Raw genomic sequence first — 20,286 nt, forward strand, 5'->3', positions numbered from 1 at the left:
TCCTTCCAACAAAACTGACAGCCTTGCTATCAGACATGGGATTCACGACTTTCACACCTGTTCAAGAGCAAAGCTTACCGGCAATTATTGATGGCAAAGACATCCTTGCTCAAGCACAAACTGGCAGCGGTAAAACCTTAGCATTCGCCATTGGTCTCTTACTTAAAATCAATCCTCGTTTTTTCGGTGTACAGGCATTGGTGATGTGCCCGACTCGTGAATTGGCAGATCAAGTTTCCAAAGAAATCCGTAAAGTTGCGCAGCTACCAAGACAACATCAAAGTATTAAGCCTGTGTGGCGGTATGCCATTCGGACCACAAATTGGATCGTTAGAGCATGGCGCTCACATTGTTGTTGGTACACCAGGTCGTTTGATGGAGCATCTTCGTAAAGGCACATTGCGATTGAATGCACTAAACACCTTGGTTCTTGATGAAGCAGACAGAATGCTTGATATGGGATTCGTAGACAGTATTCGCGAAGTTGTCGAGCTGACACCAAACAATCGTCAAACTCTTCTATTCTCTGCCACTTATGGCGACGATATTGAAGCCATCAGTGCGGAATTCCAAACCAACCCGATTAGCATCAAGGTTGAAGCCGACGAAGATTTAAAACCAAACATAGAACAGTTTTTTGTTCGCAGTGAAAATAAAGACAAATGCGAAACTCTATTGGCCGCACTACAACACTTTGAACCACGCCAAGCCATTGTTTTCTCTAACACAAAAGCAGAATGCCAAGCGGTAGCGGATTGGTTAGTTGACCACAAAGTCGCGGCGCAAGCGATTCATGGAGACCTTGAACAACGAGAGCGTGATCAAGTATTGGTTCGCTTCAGCAATCAAAGTACCTGTGTCTTAGTCGCAACAGACGTAGCGGCTCGTGGTATCGACGTGAAAGAAATCGACCTTGTCGTAAACTACGATACAACTCGCGATACAGACGTTCACACCCATCGTATTGGTCGAACAGGTCGTGCAGGTGCTGCTGGCATTGCCGTAAACCTAGTGACATCAAAAGACGATTATAAAGTTCGTGACATCGAAGAACGTTTTTCCACTACGGCAAACTTTATTGAACTCGAACAAGCAGATGCTCATTACCGTTTAATTCCACAAAAAACCACCATCTCCTTTGATGCTGGCCGTAAAAACAAACTACGCCCAGGCGATATTCTAGGGGCACTTACAGCAGGTATAGGCTTGGATAAAAACCAAGTGGGTAAAATTGATATTTTCGATTTCCGCGCTTACGTTTCAGTCGATAATGACGTTGCGAAAAAAGTTGTCAATGAATTGGAAAACAAAAAAATCAAAGGCCGTAACATTCGAGCACGCATTTTACGCTAAGCAATTTTATGGTCATGGATAAAACATTGATCTTCCATTTCTATCGACTTTTAAGCGCTCCGGCAGTGCAAACTGCCGGCTTTGTTATTGGTGGACTCATCATTAGTTTAGCCACTCTTCTACCTGTAGAAAACCTTCCACCCGCTCCCGGTTCAGACAAGCTTCACCATATTATTGGTTTTGGTGGCTGGGCACTTATGTGTGCTTTTGGCCCATTCAAGCGCTTTACCTATATGGTGTTGTTTATCATCTTCTGGGGTGGCGCGATTGAACTGATTCAGCCTAGCGTAAATCGCTATGGTGAATGGCTCGATTTTTATGCCGATGCCTTTGGTGCTCTATTAGTATTAACCACACGATTTGGCTTCCATAGCTTGCTCAAAAGAAAAGCAATCAACAACAAAAAGTAATTGAAAAATAGAAGCCTCTAATGAAAGGCAAAGCAAGACCTGCTAAAGTATAACCGTTCGGTCAAACTTCGATTTAAAAAGACAGCTAAGAGAGATATCATGAGCCAATTAAAAGCCTGGCGTGCCGCCATAGTCCATTGCATAGCAGATCCAAAAGACGTTGGCATTGATGCCGCTTATGAATATTTTGAAGATGGCATCTTAATTGTCGATGGCGATAAAATTCACGCTTTGGGTCATGCAGAACAACTTCTACCGAACTTACCATACGACCTTTCAATTGAGCATCACCCTGATGCCATCATCACTCCGGGGTTTATCGATACTCATATTCATTACCCACAAACCGACATGATTGGTTCTTACGGTGAACAGCTGCTTACTTGGTTAAATACCTACACCTTTCCTGAAGAAAGTAAGTTCAGCGACAAGGCTCATGCCCGAGACGTGGCAGACCGATTCTTAAAAGAACTCTTGCGTAACGGTACAACCACAGCACTAGTATTTGGTACCGTTCATAAAGTGTCTGTTGATGCCTTTTTTGAAGCCAGCGAAGTCCATAATCTACGCATGATTTGTGGCAAAGTGATGATGGATCGCAACGCGCCAGATTACCTAACCGACACACCAGAAAGCAGCTACCAAGAAAGCAAAGAATTGATTGAGGCGTGGCACAACAAAGGCCGTTTGCACTACGCCATTACTCCTCGTTTCGCACCAACCAGCTCAGACGAACAGTTGCAACTGGCTGGCAAACTATTAAGTGAATACGACGATGTGTATATGCATACGCACCTGTCTGAAAACAAAGACGAATGCGCTTGGGTTCAAGACCTTTTCCCAAACAGCAGCAACTATTTAGACGTGTACGACCAACACAAATTACTAAGCGAGCGTTCTATTTTTGCCCACGGCATTCACCTTTGTGACAGCGAATACCACAGACTCCACGAAACAGGTTCTGCCATTTCATTTTGCCCAACCTCTAACTTATTCATCGGCAGCGGTTTATTCAAACTGAGCAAAGCCGAAGAGCACGATGTAAACGTTGGACTCGGCACAGACGTAGGCGGCGGCACCAGCTTCTCCATGTTGCAAACCATGAACGAAGCCTACAAAGTCATCCAACTGCAAAACGAGAATTTGAACCCAATCAAATCACTTTACCTTTCTACATTAGGTGGCGCGAAAGCCCTTCGTCTTGACGATAAAATTGGCAACCTCGCCGTCGGTACAGAAGCCGACTTCTTGATTTTAGACACCAAAGGCACACCGTTACTTGAATCACGTTTGGCCTTGTCTAAAAACATCGAAGAAAGCTTGTTTGTCTTCATGACAATAGGTGACGACAGAGCAATCCAAGCTACCTATTCTGCTGGGAAATGTGTACATAAACGCTAACAGCAGGTCATAAAGTAGAAGAATAAAAGGGAAGTAGACATTAATCTACTTCCTTTTTTTCGCTTATGAAAGCCTTAAATCAACAATAGCCAACTAAAAACAGATACTTGACAAAAAGCAAACACCTATCATAATGATAGGTAAATTCTCATTGGATGAGCATTATGAAAGAAACAGAACCACAAGGAATAGTGGAATTTCCCCTTAGTGAATACTCTGCACGAAAAATAATGAACGACCTTGCTGAAAATCACACCAACAGAATTCGTTGGAGTAAGCATGTTAAACAAAGAATGCTTGAACGAAGTGTGACCACTAGCCAAATTTTAACTTTATTAAAAAGCAGACATTCTATATTTCGTGAAGGGCCTTATCCAGAAATTAACGGAGACTGGAAATTCAATTTGAAAGGCATGGCAGCAGGAAAAATTATTGAACTCACTGTCACCATCAAGAATCACAGTAATAATCCAAACGTATTATTAATAACCGTTTGGGTTCATTAGGAGCAAAAAAATGTATCACTACATTGAATGCGGCTTACCAAACATTTATTTAAAAAATGGTTTTACCGTTGAATTAATCGATGATGAAGAATACATCAGCATTAATGATATGAACTGCCTTCACTCAACGATCGCACAAATAATTGTAGACAGCCATACCGCACTACGCCCTGCCGAGTTTAAGTTTTTACGCGTAGAATTAAACCTATCTCAAAAAATGCTTGGGAATCGCTTTGGTGTATCAGAACAAACCATTGCTCGTTATGAAAAAGGCCAATCTGACATTCCTCGTACGACAGACGCCGCATTACGTTCTTTGTACATGGAAAAGCTAGAAAAGAACAATCCTGTTGGATTCTTTTTAGATCTGCTATCTGACTCAGAAGCAAAACAAGCGGCACAAGACATATTATTGGAAGAGACAGGGAGTCATTGGGCTATCACCGTTTAGTTCAAGGTATTTTCCATCCATGACATAGTCGACGATAGAGCGATACAAGCCATCTAATCTGCTGGGAAATGCGTGCATAAACGCTAACGTTGAGAACCATAGAATAGAGAACAATAAAGAACCATACGGAAAAACAAAAACGGGAAGTAGACACAATCTACTTCCCGTTTTTAATTTCAACAAAGTTTATTACTTTGTTTTATACATCAGGAATACGCACCAACAAATCAGTCATTCCAATATCAACACCCGCTTGATAAAGCAAAGTCGATATTTGACCACGGTGGTGTGTTTGATGATTAAAGAAATGCTGAATCAGGTGTCCAAAGCTCTTAGTATACAAATCGCCTTTGGTATTTGTATAAGTGAAGGACGACGTTAGAACTTCTTCGGTTAATTCATCAGCAAACTCAATAACGAGTGCATCCATTACCTTTCTTGCTGTTAATAACGAAGCAAATTCAGTGTGTAAAATAACATCTAATGACGATGGTGGATTGAGTTTTCGAACGTATTCCAGTGAAGTAAGACAAGACGGATGACAAGCAAAGCGTTTAAGCCAAATCGTGTCACCAACAAGAATATGATTGAGCGTCGCCATGATCGAACCAAAAAACGCCCCACGATCTTGATTAAGCTCCGCAGTGTTTAAGCTGGACGCCGCACTATAAAGGCTTTGATTCATCCACTGATTATAATCAGCCATTAATTCGAAATTGGATTTAAGAGACATAGTTTTATATTGTGTATTCCTTGTTCTGAGACGTTATATAAAGAGCGAACTCACAGACTGTTAGCAGAATGTAATAGCATCTATTCACCTACTCTAACATCACTAACAAACGTCGGCATTGAATCTATGCCACCAGCAGCAATCGCTCGGCAAAGCCCAGTATCATCAGAGCTTGCTAGTCGAAATGCTTCACCATCATAAACCCATAATTCCGAACTCCAGCAATCACCAATGCCTCGACCTTTATAAGACGCTGAAATTTCACCATTCGAATAATAACCACCGGCTCGAATAAATTCAGGCTCGTAAGGCTCCACATCGTTAATAACCCAGAATCCGTCAGCGAAATTGTAGGCCGCCATCCAACAGGGCAAAGAAACAATACTACGTCCGTTGCCTAAATTCGCTTTCTCCATTCTAGCATCAGACGCAAAGCCGTCATTATCAAATGCAGAACAATTAGCTTGTGCTTTTGAGTCATTCACCAACAGCGGAAACAAGGTTTTAAATAACACACTATCGTGCTCAACTGCCTGCAATTCCCCTTTGACGGCTTTGTTATAAATAATGGGAATAGCTTTAGCTGGATAAACTTGAGACTCGCTTTTATTGCCTTTAGCAACAATCGCATGCAGCGTACCGATTCGCCCTTGGAACTCGTCCATTTTACGAAAGACTGCACTCGCACCACTATCAGAAAGCGCCCAAAACCTATCCTTTTTGCCAAAGGTAATCTTGGTATTTCGAGTAACAACAGAGAGAATGTTATTGACCTGATTTGAATTCAGGTAGGTTTTAACCGCACCGAAATCTTTACCATCAATAAATAAATGATAAATGCTTCGTTCCTCTTCAGTGATTGTCGCTTCTGACTCATAAGAGCCACCGAAATTTACCGACCTCTCACCATAAAAAACTTTCGCTGTAACCTCACTTGCAGGGCCAGCTTTACGTTCAAACAATACTGCCACTGGGTTCTCATATTCATTATAGTCAGAGTAACCCGCTGCTCGACAGGTACCAGAATTATCACAAGCGAGATACCAATCTTTATGTTGGAAAGCAAAACCATCAAAGGCTACTGCCTGAAAACTAATAATTAGCCCAGAGATGCACAATCCGAGTTTTCTATACATTATTTAGTGCCTTAATTGTGTTCTGAGAAGATTCGTTATATTAAAACAGACTTGGATTAATCCGACCAAAAGCCTTCTTCAATCCAGTTAGACTCTGCCGCTATCATTTTTAATAATCGATACAAAATTAAGATTATTACGATGCTTCCATGAGTCTTTAATCACTCAACTTATAATGATCAATAATTGATACGCAATAAGCACAAAAAACATCAGCGCAGTGGAATAAAATGTTAAGGCAAACCCTAAAGCTCTTGCTGACGCACCATGGCTATACCCCTTAAAAAAGGATAACCGGCCGATGGCAAACAATACGGAACTCACTGGCACAACAGATAACCAAGAAGCCGGCATTAGCAAAACCCAAGCTGTATATGTGCCAAACATAATAACAAATTGCTCTAATGTATTTTGAAGTAAGCTTTGTAAAACTCTTGCTTTGGCTGAACCTAAAGTTAACCCACTACCATCAATATCTTCTGGGCTGAAGAATCTAAATCTAGCTAACCGTCCAATGGATACAATCAACAACAGTGTTGGCAAAATCAAAGATAACCCTAAAACGGTTAACCGTTCGCCTAACAAACTGATATTAGAATAATTAAACGGGTCGAAGTGAACCGCAATCCATATGGAAATTATGGAAAGCAACATTGCCGATGCCATACCTTTTAATACGCCAACTTGTTTGCTCGACAATGTCATAATGTCCTCGAAATAAACTGCACGCTTTTAGCGCTTATAATTGTTAACGACTAAATTCACCTAGCGCTTCCATGGCCAGTTCTGCTTTCTCTGATTGAACAAAGATATGATCGTGGTAATACGCCGCGATGACATTGGCACTAATGCCTTTTTCAGCCAACTTAGTAGACACCGCCGCCGTTAAACCAACCGCATCGAGACTCGAATGAATCGTTAACGTGATGCCTTTGAACACGGATTCGAATGCTAAATCATTAGCAAGAGCCGCTTCTTTCGTAACGACTAAAGTAAGCCCTTCTGCCTCTCGATAAGATGCCAAAGGCGACAGCTTATGAAAATCACCGTACTCGCCCTGAACCGTACAAAAGACATATTCATCTGGCATTAATGCTGGTGACATGGATTCAAGTAATTTGTTGAGATTGGTTTCGCCTATCATGGTTTTTCCTTCGTGGTTCAAACTGCAAAAAAGTGTACTGGTTTGCTTCCCAAGCGACTGCTCCAAGTCCATTAAATAATGGCTTCTACAATCTTCAACATCTCTTCAACGGCTTTAGATATTGGCACGAGCTGTTCTTAGAATTTATGTAGTAAGTAAGAGTGATATACTGGTGTTTTTTCTATTTTTTGACGCCTTGTTAAGAGGCTATTCCACCTCGACTGCTTCAGCCTGTGAGTTAGTCGTTTCTGTTTTTTGTTTTGGTTGCTTAGGTTTATTTTTTAAAGCTGTTTTATTAGCAAACTTGCCTGCTTCTTTAGCTAAAGTTGGAAACATGGACATAGCATTTTTAAACGGCTCAGAATCCACAAATTCATGCCATGGGCTATTGTAATCTTTGCCTTCGATTAATCGAAGAGGCATTTCATCTAGACGATCCAAGGTAGAGTTAAATAGCCTTGCTTCTGTTTCTGGCTCGAAGCGCTCTGCAAATTTTTTAAAACCAGTAAATGATTTAGCAACGGTAGCTTTATACGAGTAGTCTTCTGATAACTTGAAACGCTGGTTGATTTGTTGAGTTGAGATCCAAGCTAACCACAGTGGGCCGCCTATAGAGAAAACGGACATAATTGTGTGTAAAATTGCTTGCCCAGCTGTTAGATCGTTATTTAATACTTGAGTAAATGCGTCTACTCTTTCAGAGCCAATCCATGCCCCAGCGACCAATGCAATTAGAAGCCCAACAATCCAAACCCAAATAGAATTTTTTAGTTCCTTAGCTTTTTGATCAAAGCCAGCCGCCAACCCTTGTGTTGTCGTAATTTGAAGAGCATCATCACATTGTTCCACTAATTTTGAAGCTTCTTCAGCTGAAGATGTTGCTTTGTTTTTTAACAACTCAACTTCTTCGCTAGCTTTTTTAGCCTCATTTTTTAAAACTAATACATCTTCTTTTAAAGTAGAAAGCTCTTTTTTAGCCGTATTGAGTTCGCTATTTGCAGCAGAAATTAAACTAGTCAATTCTATTTTAGCTTCTTTTAAGCTTGCTAAATCAGTTGGTAAGGACTCAGCGGCTTCATGGGCTTCATTTATAACGGCTATTTTACCCTTGAGATCTTTACTTGATTCATCGATCTTATCTAAATTAGCATATGCACTTCTCAGGCGATTAGCTAAACCTCTTGGTAAAAGTTTTTTATCTTGAATATTTTCGTATGAGAATAATTCATAATCTATATCACTAAATATAACTTGAAGAGTATGTAATATTCCAGGCACAGACTGCAGTAAATGCTGTGCATGATCAGTAAAATAAGATTTTGAATTAGTATTTAAAAGATCTATTTTTTCAATGTGGCTCTTTATGGTTGTAGTAAATCCATCCGTGACTTTTTTATTACCATAAGATTTTAATTTTGAAATTTGGTTTGATATAACATATGAAACTTGTTGTTTACTTAGATGTACTTGGTTCCAACCATGGGCTTGAAAACCTGCTTCATTAATAGAAGCAGCATCAATAGTTTCTTGTAGAGATTCAAGTGATTTTATAAAAAGAGATAAATTGTCGTCCATTTGAACAGTTTCCTTTTCCGTGATAGTTAATTGATAACCAAGCTTACCCTAGCCACTTAACGAGACTGTAGAATTACTCGAACTACCAAATTTAGTAAAAAAACGAGTATCTTAATCAATCCTAAGAGGTTTCAAGGCAGTAAGTGATGCATATCGCCACCATAAAACAGACCATTTTTCTTAAAAAAGAGTAATTCTAGGACCTCAACACCGCGCTAAGCGGATTAAAACAGTAGGTTATAATGTGTAGTGTAGCGAACCCCACTGTTTTAAGCGCCTTGTTAGGAGTTTTTATTATTTCTTTAAAGATTCGGAATTATTAGCTACCCAATCAGTAATATGTTTCCTAGCGTTTCTCTCGATTGTTTTTCGACCTTGCGTTCTTCTCCATATTTCAGGTGTAACCATTGATTCGGTTACTTCATTTATAATTTTGACAGGACGTTTAAAGCAACCATATGTGTCGAAAAACTCCTCAGATATATAATCTGTAACGCGACTTAATATCACCTTGTTTTGTTTATTCCTAACAAAGACTAAATCACCTACTTTCATAACCGAAAGCCAATACCGAATAGCAATATCACAACGGCGCTTCCCAGATTCATCTAAGCTAATTTGTTTATCCTTAATTAGCTTTTCTTTAATTGAACGGATTAATTTTGCTAATTCTTTACCGTCCAACGTTAACTCTGGAAATACTTTATTCTTATGTTGTTTAGCTACCTCCAAGCTTCCACAACTTCCATGTACACTATAAATAAATTCATGACTCTCGCTGAGACACTGCTCGCCTAAGCTATATTTATCCATTCTGAGAAACCAAATATTCATAATTTAAAATTCTCTACGTATAACGCGATGAATGCCTAACGAGGCTGTAGAATTACTCGAACAGCTAAATTCAGCTAAAAAACGAGTCCCTGAGATCAATTCTAAGAGGTTTTAAGGCATTAGGTAATGCATTTCGCCCCCATAAAAAAACTACTTTTCTTAAAAAAGAGTAATTCTACAGCCTCAACGCCGCGTTAAGCGGACAAAAAGTTGTGGGTTATAATGTGTAGCGAAACGTAACTCGCTGTTTTTGTTCTGTTTAAACACCTTTTTATGCATTTAACCACCCAACAACAAAGCAGATAATTAGTACCATAGATAATAACGCCAAAATACCAGCTATTACTTTAACTGTGATTGGTTCAATCTCTTTATTCTTTCGTTTATCTAAAGAAAGAACCCATTTATAGGTGCCAACACTAATGTCATTAAATACAACTAAATAAATATGGTTTAAACATGTAGCTAAAACGATAGATGCAAGTATCAGTAAAATTGGAAGCCAATATACTGAATGCAAGATAAAATAAGCAGATGAAAAGCCTACAACTCCCATAGCTAGATCAGCAAATTGCTTTGAACTAGAAAATAAGAAATTTAAAAACTTACTTTCATTTGCTTTTTTTCCCATAAAAATGAAAGCCACATTGCCCCCATGGATAAAATAAACGCTGATACCAAACCAAACTGTAAAGTAGTTACAGAAACATTGTCAGAGTTTAACTTTGTTAAAGGATAAAAATATTGAGCGACTAATCCAACTACTAGCCACCAAAAAATCGGTGACGGGCTTATCATTTTATAGTTATTATAAATTTTACTGAGTATTTTCAAAGAAACTCCATTGTACTGAGGCATAACGCCCTGTTAACAGGCAATAAAATAGTTGGTTAAAATCAGCGACGAAGGAGCAAAAACCAACTGTTTTTTGTCCTTGTTTAACAGCTTGTTATGTCACGTTTTCCTCGACTTTTTTAACTATTGACGTTGATGCTTTGCCTATGATTGATTTTAGCCAACTCTGCTTCTTCTTTTTAGGCAATATCAAACACTGCAAATTCAAAAACGTAACTTTCTTGCTTCGGAGTGTATCAAACACTTTAGCGTCTAAGTTAGAGAGGTTTTGAGCACGATTTTCATTAACCACACCTGTTTTAGGGTGTTTTACTAAATGATGGTATTTAGCTGGCAATTTATATGGGTTACTTATTTTTTTAAAGATAAATAGTTGATAAAGCAATAGCCAATACTGGTCTATTTCAAATAGCGATTTAAGCATAACGCTCTCTGCAAAAGCGATTGCTTTAGCTTCGTGCTGTTTAAATAGGCTCAGCATTGTAATTGCGACGCAATCTTTTGTTGCAATTATATCTATAGCGCATTCATTAGATAGAGACTCACTATAGAACTTTTTCAAATAGAATAAGCACCATACTATTCCATCTGAATTCTTGTTCACTATACATTCGCGAAGAGCCGCATTTATTGATAAATGAAACTTGTCATTAGCTTTACAATTTGCCAGTGGCAACAAGTCTGTCAGCAAAGGCAATAACACAGGGTAATGCATTGACAAATTGGCTGTATATTCTAGTAGTGATTTTTTACCGGACGTATTAGCCTTACGAATAAGGGATTTAATAGTGTACTTTAGAATACTCCCTCCGCTATTTTTTGATTGAAGATCAATGGCATAATCGAGCATGCGAGTGCAATAATGCTCACTAACTTTTAGCCGTTGGCTAAAGCGAGAACCAAGGTCAGACACCCAATCAGAAGTTGATGCTTGGGGTAATTTCTTGATTTCTGTTTTTTTTATATTTAAAAGTAAGCCGAACTTAGATAACTCTTCAGATAGAGTGCGAATAAACTTCTCGGATTGCTCATGTGTTTCACAAAACGCCGTATAGTCATCGATGAATCGATAAAACTCAAAACCATTGTTCTTTAAAGCTTTATCAACTTCATATAAGATAATTTCACTAACAATGTTTGATGTTCCTGGACCTATAGCTATACCCATAGTTTCATTTCGCTTCATCATTCGTTGGTAACGATCCAAATCATTTTCAATCCCACCATCTGGATTAGACTTAGCCTCTTCAACTCCAAGCAATGCCCAAGGAATAGAGTGTGTATAAATACTTGGGTAGAAATTTGAAATATCACTATGAACGATGAATTTTTTACCGCGAATACCATCCTGATAACGCTTAGTTTTCGCCTTTGCTCGCTCATAAGTCATAACAATGAGGCGACCATCCTTATGCTTCAGAGGTCTAATGACACTATTTTCATTATCTTCAATATGGTGAAATTTATCCCAGTTACTAGAAATGTGATTTACTAAATGAGAATAAGGTAAAGGATGAGGGATACTTAATGGACGATGAACATTATTAAATCTTGTCGCAAAGTAACTACATTGATCGTATCCACCTTTTCGTAAGTCGATTTTAGTTAATTCATCACAAACATCTGATCCGAAAAGCTCTGAGTTAAACAACTCAGGTAATTCTTCATTTTTATCTTTCTGCAAAGGTAAATAGTTAAACTTTAACAATGATTCCTTTACATAATTTGAATCTATCAATTTAAACCTCTAAACCAGTGAAGTGACATAACAGTTTAATAGTGCGCATGCGCGTTTAGACATTTTCTAGGCTGCCTTAAAAGCCATTTAACCTATTAATAATAAATAACTTTTAAGGTTTAATCACAATTTTGAAAACTGGAAAAACGAGCGTGCGCGTTATTCTTTCTATCCACAGCGCGTTATTTCTACTATGAAAATTCTTATTCATTGATACTAAAACGCTTTTCGGATTTCTGCCAGTGCAAACGCGCAAGATGAAGTTATTGAAAATGGCTAAACGCGCAAGAAAGACAGTCATGCAAAAATAAACTGTATGTCTATATAGTTTTTAAAGGTAAAGCGAGCTCAAAGGTAGCGTCGAGTAATGAGGCTTGATAGTCAGGGTCAAAGCCCTTTTCCATGAAGGCTTGTTGTTTTGGGATGTATGTTGGAGGAAAAGGGGTTCGACCCTTTGCTTCATCAGAGTAAAGCCTCAAGGATAAAGTCTGACGATGCCGCTTTTGCCTTCCATGTCGCCGAGTATCCAGACTTTCTCAAAGGAATGTGGCTCTGGTATAGTGATAAGGTGTTCTAGTGCTTTGATGTCTGCTTGCACCCAAGCAGGATGGGTATTGCGAATGACTAACCAAACCCGTTTACTTTTGTAGTGTTTGCCGGATTTATTTTCTAGGATTCGGTTTAGGGCTTTTAACAGTCTTCCGCTTGCAGGTTCCTCTTTTAAGGTACGTAAAACGCTGCGTATGTTGTCGGTCAGGTTGCGTCCTAGAATCTCCATGGCTTCTTCTTCCGAACCATACAAATGAGCGATTTCGAGGTCTAAAGGCTCGCCTTCTAACATGCAGGAAACATCTGGACGAATCGGGTTATTATGCCAAATATGGCGAATGTGTTTGCCCGTATTATGTTCATAGCAGCTCATAAAGAGTTTGGCGGCTTGGTGTTCTAATTCAATTTTTTCTTGTTCGCTTTTATGCATAACGCCCCCTTCTTCTCTTTAATTGAATTGAATTGAAATGTCCAAATCATTTTATTGATCCTATTCTATAAAGTTACTACAAAAACAATAAGACCTTGTATACTTTCACTTCCTTATTTTGTGCACATAGAAACAAACTCATACAAAGAAAGCCTAAGTATAATGCCCGCATAATCAGGATCCGATTTTGCTCGTCATCCTTCACAATGCTCGTTCTAGTTTGGAAATCATATGGAAAATGCTCACAACAATACGTCGGCTTCCGGCGTTTCGCCAAAGGAATTCACCGTTCTAGTCGCTATGTTGATGTCTATTGTTGCTATCTCAATAGATGCGTTACTGCCTGCGTTAGGTATTATTGGTAAAGAATTAGGCGCGACAACCGCAAACCAACCTCAGTTACTTATTAGTATGTTGTTTCTTGGTTTGGCTTTTGGCCAACTTATTTGTGGCCCGCTGTCCGATGCTTTGGGACGCCGTCCAATTTTGTTTGGTGGTTTTGCCTTATACGTTGTCGGTACGGTGGTTTGTTATCAAGCCGACAGTTTAGAAGTATTGATGTTCGGTCGCTTCATTCAAGGGCTTGGTGTTGCAGGGCCCTATATTTCAGCAATTTCATTGGTTCGCGATTTATTTCATGGTGCTCAAATGGCACGCATCATGTCATTAGTGATGATGATTTTCGTCCTGGTTCCTGCCATTGCTCCGACGCTTGGCCAAGCCATTATGTTTGTCGCTGATTGGCGTGGTATTTTTGAAATGTACCTTGTCTATGCGGCTATATTGGTTTTGTGGGTTATATTCAGACTCAAAGAAACCTTGCCAAAATCAAACCGTATCGCGTTTTCAAGAAAAGGCTTTTACGACGGCTTTAAAGAAGTACTGACTAACCGAATTACCGCCAGTTACACGGTTTGTATGGGGTTATTCTTCGGTAGCTTTATTGGTTATTTAAACTCGTCACAGCAAATTTTTCAGGTTCAATTTGAAACCGGAAGCATGTTCTCTGTGTACTTCGGTTTATTGGCTTTAGTGTTAGGGTCTTCTTCTTTGATGAACTCACGTATCGTCGAAAAATACGGTGCTAAACTGATCGCGTTCAGATCCATTTGTGTCGTGGTAATCGTCTCGACATTCTTCTTATGCTTGCATGCTTTCGTAGATATTCAGTTATGGATGTTTTTGATTTATGCAGCGACTATTTTCTTCAGCTTTGGTTTGTTGTTTGGTAATTTCAACGCCTTAGCAATGGAACCTATGGGACACGTAGCAGGCATAGCATCCGCTGTGATCGGTTCTGTATCCTCAATTATGTCATTAAGTATCGGCACGATAATTGGGCAGATGTACAACAACACCTTGGTGCCAGTGTCGAGTGGTTTTATGGTGATGGGAACATTGGCCTTGTGCCTTATGTTCTGGGCAGAAAAAGGTCGTTTTACTGCAGAGCCAGAAATCACCGAAGAAGAAAGTATTCAATTAAATAACAACTAAAAAATAACGACTGAAAAGTAGGCAGAGCCGCAAGTTAAAGGTAAAAGACTCTGCTTACTTTTCAATACTGCTGATTAACCAACCACTCTAATTGCTTCTTGAATTTGTCCGAGCTCATCCGCGCTTGATTCAACAACGCTGGCATTAGTAGCGCCTCTTTACTGATTGCCTTCAATGCAAACAGTGCCATCAAAGACACATTAAACGCTTCTAACCATTTAGCTAATACAGATTCTAAAACCGCTTCAAACTGATCAAATAATGCAATTGTAGATGTTGCCATTTTATGTTGTTCGCCTAACAAAACTCGATACACAGCAAGACGTTCTTGCTTCGCAACCCAAGTTTCCCAAAGGATTATCCAACCAGCTAGCAATGCTTCGTTATCCGTTGTTTTCACCTCAGACTGTAATCTCATCAACGCAGCGTTCATATCTTCTTTTGCACGCTCAATTAAAGACTCAACGACGTTTTCCCACAGCACAAGTTTGGTCGGAAAGTTACTGTAAACTGTTGGTTTTGAAACCTCTGCGGTAACTACAACTTGATCAATACTGGTGCTTTGGTAACCCTGCTTAGTAAACAAACCACAGGCAGCATCAATAATATGCACCTTTTTACTTGGTCTTCCTCTCGCCATAACGGTCTCTGCTTATTCTGTTTTATTGTCTTTATTCTAACCTGCCGACTACCAACAAAACAGAAGTAACATGCAGTACCGCCTTTCCTCACTCAACGTAAGGAATCATTCGACCAAAGACAATTACGGCAACCCACAATATGAGTGACAATCCCGCTGAAATTTTCATATATTTAGAAATTACTTCTGAGTCCCTTTGCTTCTTCATCCGCAAAGAGAAATATAGAGCATTCAATAATGCCAACAAAATACACAGCATTTTCAACTGAAAGGATGGATTTATAAAATAGCGGCTTGGATCACCAAATAAGAAGATAACACCTGTCGTTAAGTTAATCCCAAAGCCTATTATTGACACTAGAACAAACTTCTCAACCGCCAAATATGGAATCGTTTGAGCGACGCCTAATACTCGTAAGTCGATCAACAACAAAGAACCAAACAACAAACACAAGCCAATGAAGTGCAAGCTTTCTAGTGTCGGCCACACATAACTGTGGGTAACAATATAATGATTAAGGCCAGAGTCGCTCATCCACTGAACAATCGTTTGGATTTGCATAGATAAAGTCCCCTTAGAAAGCATCATCTTAAAATATGTACGCAATCAAGCGCCCTGCGACTAAAGCCGTTATCCAAATAATAATCACGGCTAACGCTAAGATTTTTTGTTTTCCTATGCATCGCCCCACAGACATCCGGCCCAATGAGATCAAGCCTTCTGGCATATTTCCTATCGAAATACGCTTTGTTCTTGTCAGGCCTTTCACTAAGCAATGAGTTCCCACTAAGCCCGCTGCGATAAAAATAATTTTTATCCGAAACGGCCAGCTTTCCCACAGGACTGTAGCGCTGCCAAAAAACAGCACCGTACCGGAAGCAAGATTAATCACAAAGCCTATTAACGCCAGCCTCCAATAAACAAGTAAACGACTGGGAAGTATTCCTTGGCCATATCCCAAGACTCGCAAGCAAATCATCAGCGCGAGTCCAACTAGGATTCCCATGCCAATCGTATGCAAGATCAAGACAATTGGGTATCCCCAAAGTGAGGTAGATACCCATTCACCAATAGGCGACATTTCGGCCCAGTTTAAAAAGCTCACAAGACGACCTTACTTAGCGGATTTCAGTGGTTAAATCAGCGCAGTCATAGGGTTCATAGTGGCCTTCGGTTAACTTCACCTCGTCTTTACCTGAGAAACTGCCTTCTAGGTAAAGTGGGTCTTCTCCCGTGTATTCTCGATACAGGGTTAAGCCATCCTCACTCAAATAAAAACGCTCAACCATGTGTAATTGATCGCTATTCATCGCAGCGCCTTGTTTCATTGGTGGCGCATGAATGTAACCTGGTTTAAAGCCAACCGTATCGACAACCAATACTTTATCTTCCCAATGACCAATTGAATGACCTTCGCGAGTCAATTCTAGGTTTTCTGGGTGTTTATCTAAATCAAGGTGAATGGTTCGAGTGATGTCCATGAAGCCATAAGAAAGCACGACATCCTCTTCCGTTTGCTCTATTTTGTTCACCAACTGATCGAAGGTCCAATCATCAATAATATTCGTCGCTGTACAATGTAAACGAGGAGAATTAGCAAAATCATAATCAGCCACGGCCGCTTTCCCTTCTGCGGTTAAATTAAACTGCGGACGGTTCTCATCCATTGGAGGACGATCACCACGGGGTGGACGTTGTTCACCATCCACCAATTTTGGCGCACCTTCTGGCGGCATTGGGCGTTGACCTTCTGAATCACCCTCCGCAGGACGAGGCGGCATCGGGCCTCGTTTAGGTCGCTCAGCCACCCAAGTACCATCAATATTCGGCGTACCATCGGCCAAGGTGGTTTGTCTTGGTTGCTTCACCAATTGCCCTGCTTTATCAAAAATCGAATTACGCTTAATGGTCACACCATCGTCAAAAGTAATCGTATGGACATAACAAGCATTGTCTTCACTGCGAGCCGGCGACCCCACCACGGTAATTTGCGTACCTTTAGCGAAAGTATTCGTTGTCCAACCAGCCCGCCTCAATGCACTGCCTGTTCCCAACTCACAACGCCATTCGTTCGTCTGCCCCTGCGCATCCAAAACATTAAAATAAATATAAGCATGAGGATTCACTAAACGACTCTTGGTCACCACACCTTCCACTTTAATGGTGGTTGATTCATCAAATTGACCATTTACACCATGATGAGCAAAACTTTTACTGGCAAAAAAACTAGCGCTGACAAACAAAAAAAGCGCACTCTTATAAACAAACTGATTCATACCTATCCCTTTAAATACCTAAGGTTAACGTGGACAGAATTCTATAGGAGGGAGGAAGAGGCAGACAAGGCGACACGAAGTAAAGCTAGGTAAAATAAACATGTGCAAATTAAGGAGAAATCGTACAAAAATAATAAAGATGACTGAAGCAACTTAGCGCTTAAATATATTTCATGTGCAAATAACTATGCATGGATGTTAATTTACTGTGAATCATTCAAACAAATAGGTTTCACAATGAAATTAGAATCTTTAGCTCTTCATCATGGTTACGAATCCGAGCCGACTACTAAATCTGCTGCGGTACCTATTTACCATACTTCATCCTACACATTTGATAATACACAGCACGGTGCAGATTTATTCGATCTGAAAGTCGCTGGTAATATCTACACTCGCATCATGAACCCAACCAATGCTGTATTAGAACAACGTATTGCGGCGATGGAAGGAGGCATTGGTGGATTAGCCGTAGCGTCTGGAATGGCAGCCATCACTTATGCTATTCAGTGTCTTTGTGAAGTCGGCACCAACATTGTCAGTACCAGCCAAGTTTACGGCGGAACTTACAATTTATTCGCCCATTCATTACCTCGTCAAGGCATCGAAGCACGTATGATCAAAGCGGATGATTTTGAAGCCTTTGAAAATGCCATTGACGACAACACCCGCGCCGTTTTTTGTGAATCCATTGGTAATCCAGCTGGCAATATAGTCGACATCAAAAAGTTAGCTGAAATTGCCCATAAAAAAGGTGTACCCTTGATCGTAGACAACACAGTTGCAACGCCTTATTTGTGTCGCCCATTTGAATTAGGTGCCGACATCGTGGTGCACTCATTAACCAAATACATTAACGGCCACGGCACCGCCATTGGCGGCATGATTGTTGACTCAGGCAATTTTGATTGGAAAGCCAATGCTACCCGTTTTCCGATGATGAACGAGCCAGATCCGTCTTACCACAACGTGGTATACACAGACGCCTTCGAAGCCGCTGCGTTTATTGGTCGATGTCGAGTTGTTCCCTTAAGAAATACAGGCGCAGCACTGGCACCTAAAAACGCATCAGACATTCTTATCGGTCTAGAAACTCTAGCACTACGAATGGAACGTCATTGTGAAAACGCCCAGAAAGTCGCTGAGTACTTGGAAAAACACCCTAAAGTATCTTGGGTAAATTATGCTGGTTTGGAGTCAAGCCCTTACCATGCCATGTCGAAAAAAATCACCAATGGAAAAGCATCTGGAATTTTAAGCTTTGGAATCGTCGGAGGTTTAGAAGCTGGCACACGCTTTATTGACGGGCTCAATATGATTTTACGCTTGGTCAACATCGGCGACGCCAAGTCTCTAGCTTGTCACCCTGCTTCTACCACTCACCGCCAACTTAATGATGATGAACTTGCCAAAGCTGGCGTAAGTCGCGACCTCATCCGTATTTCAGTCGGTATTGAAAACATTGATGACATCATCGCAGACATTAGCCAAGCACTAGAAAAAGCGTAAAGACTAATAAACAAGGCCCCAAGCAACTTGGGGCCTTTTTTATATTAGAATAAGTAGCTCATTATAAACCTACACTAGAGCATATGAATGAACCATCGGACTTTGGAGGCAAATCAAGAAACTTCGAAGAATTTTTGATCTGCCTCCAAACTACCAAAGAAATTATCGCTTGACTTGTTACCGTCGCCAAATTTACTATTACTAGTAATACGGCCTCTGCCTCTTGTCTCTTTGAGATTACGCGGGGGTTTTTTATTGCTTGCTTTCCTCTACAGCGGACCACCAAACACTCCAACCCTCAACAACACCAATGTCGGCAATGGTTCGCTTATTGTCTGACTGTATTGTTGGAAAATCATCTAAAAGCAAAGCTAATCTATGATGCCACTGAGTATTTGGGCAAATTTCTCGTACAATATGACGCAATATAGCAAACAGAAGAAAAGGCTTAGCAATTAAGTCTGACTTACCGATAAAATCATCACACCACCTTATCTCACCCAATTCGGGTAACTTTGGTTGATCAACGATATTACGATTCCATAAACGACTGTGATGTGCCGCTATATTACGTAAATGGTTCAATGAGCGAAGCCAGCTGGCAAAAATTTTAAAGTCCTTTAGCCCATATTTAGCCGCAATTTTCTCCTGATCTGGCACCTTCATCATCGCAAACAGCTGAGACAATGCACCAAAATCCCATACTTCTACGGCCACCCAAATGGGTAAGTTTTCGCCATGCGTACTGAGGTAATGTTTTACAAAATCCTCTTTCTTTTTTGAGCGATTAACCAACCCCAAATATTTTTGCTGCCACGCGACAAATGCAGGCTCACCATTGAAGTTTCGATTGGAAAATTTAGGGTGAAACTGCTGCTGTTCAAGATACGCAAAAGCACTACGTTGACCTAACAAGTAGGCAATATCGACACGCAATGCGACTTCTACTCTTTCTAAGGCATCCAATACAAGCAAGCGCAGTTTCTTATCAAACAAATACAGTTCAACCGCATCAGAAAAATGCGTATTCAAATGAAATTGATCGCTGACACTCGTTTGCAAGGCTTTGGTTTTCGGGTCTTGATGAATGGAGAACTGTCGAAAAGGATACCAATAGCCACTGAGTCGATAATAGCCAACACGTTCTAAATAGTTTTTAGCGGCGACTTCATCTGTAACGGACATGCCTCGTTGTTTGAGCAAGTTAAGTTGCTCCTCAAACGACTTCCATGGGCGATCATAAGCCATAAT

At 40.2% G+C, this 20,286-nt stretch carries 20 protein-coding genes and 1 pseudogene; 7 read left to right on the forward strand and 14 right to left on the reverse strand.

Features of this window, described 5'->3' with window-relative positions:
• Positions 1-35: 35 nt before the first annotated feature.
• From dbpA to AC0L3Y_RS16935, 5 genes and pseudogenes are all read left to right on the forward strand, one after another.
• Positions 36-1,353, forward strand: a pseudogene (gene dbpA, locus AC0L3Y_RS16915) (ATP-dependent RNA helicase DbpA).
• 14 nt (positions 1,354-1,367) lie between these two features.
• Positions 1,368-1,763: a VanZ family protein gene (locus AC0L3Y_RS16920; RefSeq protein WP_473466729.1), complete on the forward strand. Its 396-nt coding sequence runs from the start codon at positions 1,368-1,370 to the stop codon at positions 1,761-1,763.
• Positions 1,764-1,862: 99 nt separating this feature from the next.
• A complete protein-coding gene (guaD, locus tag AC0L3Y_RS16925; protein WP_473466731.1) occupies positions 1,863-3,164 on the forward strand; it encodes a guanine deaminase in 1,302 nt (433 codons plus the stop codon).
• A gap of 164 nt (positions 3,165-3,328) precedes the next feature.
• A complete protein-coding gene (locus AC0L3Y_RS16930; protein ID WP_473466733.1) occupies positions 3,329-3,670 on the forward strand; it encodes a DUF4258 domain-containing protein in 342 nt (113 codons plus the stop codon).
• Positions 3,671-3,680: 10 nt separating this feature from the next.
• Entirely contained in the window at positions 3,681-4,121 is a 441-nt protein-coding gene (locus AC0L3Y_RS16935; RefSeq protein WP_473466734.1) for a helix-turn-helix domain-containing protein, read from the forward strand.
• A gap of 199 nt (positions 4,122-4,320) precedes the next feature.
• On the opposite strand, the gene AC0L3Y_RS16940 is transcribed toward AC0L3Y_RS16935, so the two are convergent.
• From AC0L3Y_RS16940 to AC0L3Y_RS16980, 9 genes are all read right to left on the reverse strand, one after another.
• The gene (locus tag AC0L3Y_RS16940; RefSeq protein ID WP_473466737.1) at positions 4,321-4,854 is read right to left on the reverse strand and encodes a DinB family protein; all 534 of its coding nucleotides are present in this window, start codon (positions 4,852-4,854) and stop codon (positions 4,321-4,323) included.
• 80 nt (positions 4,855-4,934) lie between these two features.
• Positions 4,935-5,990 (reverse strand): DUF1176 domain-containing protein, encoded by a 1,056-nt coding sequence (locus AC0L3Y_RS16945; RefSeq protein ID WP_473466739.1) that lies wholly within the window; start codon positions 5,988-5,990, stop codon positions 4,935-4,937.
• 165 nt (positions 5,991-6,155) lie between these two features.
• Positions 6,156-6,695: an MAPEG family protein gene (locus AC0L3Y_RS16950; protein WP_473466741.1), complete on the reverse strand. Its 540-nt coding sequence runs from the start codon at positions 6,693-6,695 to the stop codon at positions 6,156-6,158.
• Between the two features lie 43 nt (positions 6,696-6,738).
• The gene (locus tag AC0L3Y_RS16955) at positions 6,739-7,134 is read right to left on the reverse strand and encodes an ACT domain-containing protein (protein ID WP_473466742.1); all 396 of its coding nucleotides are present in this window, start codon (positions 7,132-7,134) and stop codon (positions 6,739-6,741) included.
• A gap of 207 nt (positions 7,135-7,341) precedes the next feature.
• Entirely contained in the window at positions 7,342-8,709 is a 1,368-nt protein-coding gene (locus tag AC0L3Y_RS16960; protein WP_473466744.1) for a hypothetical protein, read from the reverse strand.
• A gap of 294 nt (positions 8,710-9,003) precedes the next feature.
• Positions 9,004-9,543: a hypothetical protein gene (locus tag AC0L3Y_RS16965; protein WP_473466746.1), complete on the reverse strand. Its 540-nt coding sequence runs from the start codon at positions 9,541-9,543 to the stop codon at positions 9,004-9,006.
• 271 nt (positions 9,544-9,814) lie between these two features.
• A complete protein-coding gene (locus AC0L3Y_RS16970) occupies positions 9,815-10,189 on the reverse strand; it encodes a hypothetical protein (protein WP_473466748.1) in 375 nt (124 codons plus the stop codon).
• A gap of 303 nt (positions 10,190-10,492) precedes the next feature.
• A complete protein-coding gene (gene drt4 / locus AC0L3Y_RS16975; RefSeq protein WP_473466750.1) occupies positions 10,493-12,136 on the reverse strand; it encodes an antiviral reverse transcriptase Drt4 in 1,644 nt (547 codons plus the stop codon).
• A gap of 475 nt (positions 12,137-12,611) precedes the next feature.
• Positions 12,612-13,115, reverse strand: coding sequence for a hypothetical protein (locus AC0L3Y_RS16980; protein WP_473466752.1), 504 nt, complete (start codon positions 13,113-13,115; stop codon positions 12,612-12,614).
• Between the two features lie 231 nt (positions 13,116-13,346).
• Between AC0L3Y_RS16980 and AC0L3Y_RS16985 the strand changes: the two genes are divergently transcribed.
• Entirely contained in the window at positions 13,347-14,609 is a 1,263-nt protein-coding gene (locus tag AC0L3Y_RS16985) for a multidrug effflux MFS transporter (RefSeq protein WP_473466754.1), read from the forward strand.
• Positions 14,610-14,670: 61 nt separating this feature from the next.
• On the opposite strand, the gene AC0L3Y_RS16990 is transcribed toward AC0L3Y_RS16985, so the two are convergent.
• The 4 genes from AC0L3Y_RS16990 to AC0L3Y_RS17005 form a co-directional block, all read right to left on the reverse strand.
• Complete coding sequence (locus tag AC0L3Y_RS16990) at positions 14,671-15,249, reverse strand: TetR/AcrR family transcriptional regulator (protein ID WP_473466756.1); 579 nt, start codon at positions 15,247-15,249, stop codon at positions 14,671-14,673.
• Positions 15,250-15,337: 88 nt separating this feature from the next.
• Complete coding sequence (locus AC0L3Y_RS16995) at positions 15,338-15,811, reverse strand: DUF6644 family protein (RefSeq protein WP_473466758.1); 474 nt, start codon at positions 15,809-15,811, stop codon at positions 15,338-15,340.
• 28 nt (positions 15,812-15,839) lie between these two features.
• Positions 15,840-16,355: a hypothetical protein gene (locus AC0L3Y_RS17000; RefSeq protein ID WP_473466760.1), complete on the reverse strand. Its 516-nt coding sequence runs from the start codon at positions 16,353-16,355 to the stop codon at positions 15,840-15,842.
• Between the two features lie 13 nt (positions 16,356-16,368).
• The gene (locus tag AC0L3Y_RS17005; RefSeq protein ID WP_473466761.1) at positions 16,369-17,526 is read right to left on the reverse strand and encodes a DUF6152 family protein; all 1,158 of its coding nucleotides are present in this window, start codon (positions 17,524-17,526) and stop codon (positions 16,369-16,371) included.
• 237 nt (positions 17,527-17,763) lie between these two features.
• On the opposite strand from AC0L3Y_RS17005, the gene AC0L3Y_RS17010 reads away from it, so the two are divergent.
• Positions 17,764-19,035 (forward strand): O-acetylhomoserine aminocarboxypropyltransferase/cysteine synthase family protein, encoded by a 1,272-nt coding sequence (locus AC0L3Y_RS17010; protein ID WP_473466763.1) that lies wholly within the window; start codon positions 17,764-17,766, stop codon positions 19,033-19,035.
• A 252-nt stretch (positions 19,036-19,287) separates the two neighbouring features.
• Here AC0L3Y_RS17010 and AC0L3Y_RS17015 read toward each other — a convergent pair whose 3' ends face one another.
• The gene (locus AC0L3Y_RS17015) at positions 19,288-20,283 is read right to left on the reverse strand and encodes an Abi family protein (protein ID WP_473466765.1); all 996 of its coding nucleotides are present in this window, start codon (positions 20,281-20,283) and stop codon (positions 19,288-19,290) included.
• Positions 20,284-20,286 lie beyond the last annotated feature (3 nt).

The sequence above is a fragment of the Marinomonas sp. GJ51-14 genome, from assembly GCF_055808695.1.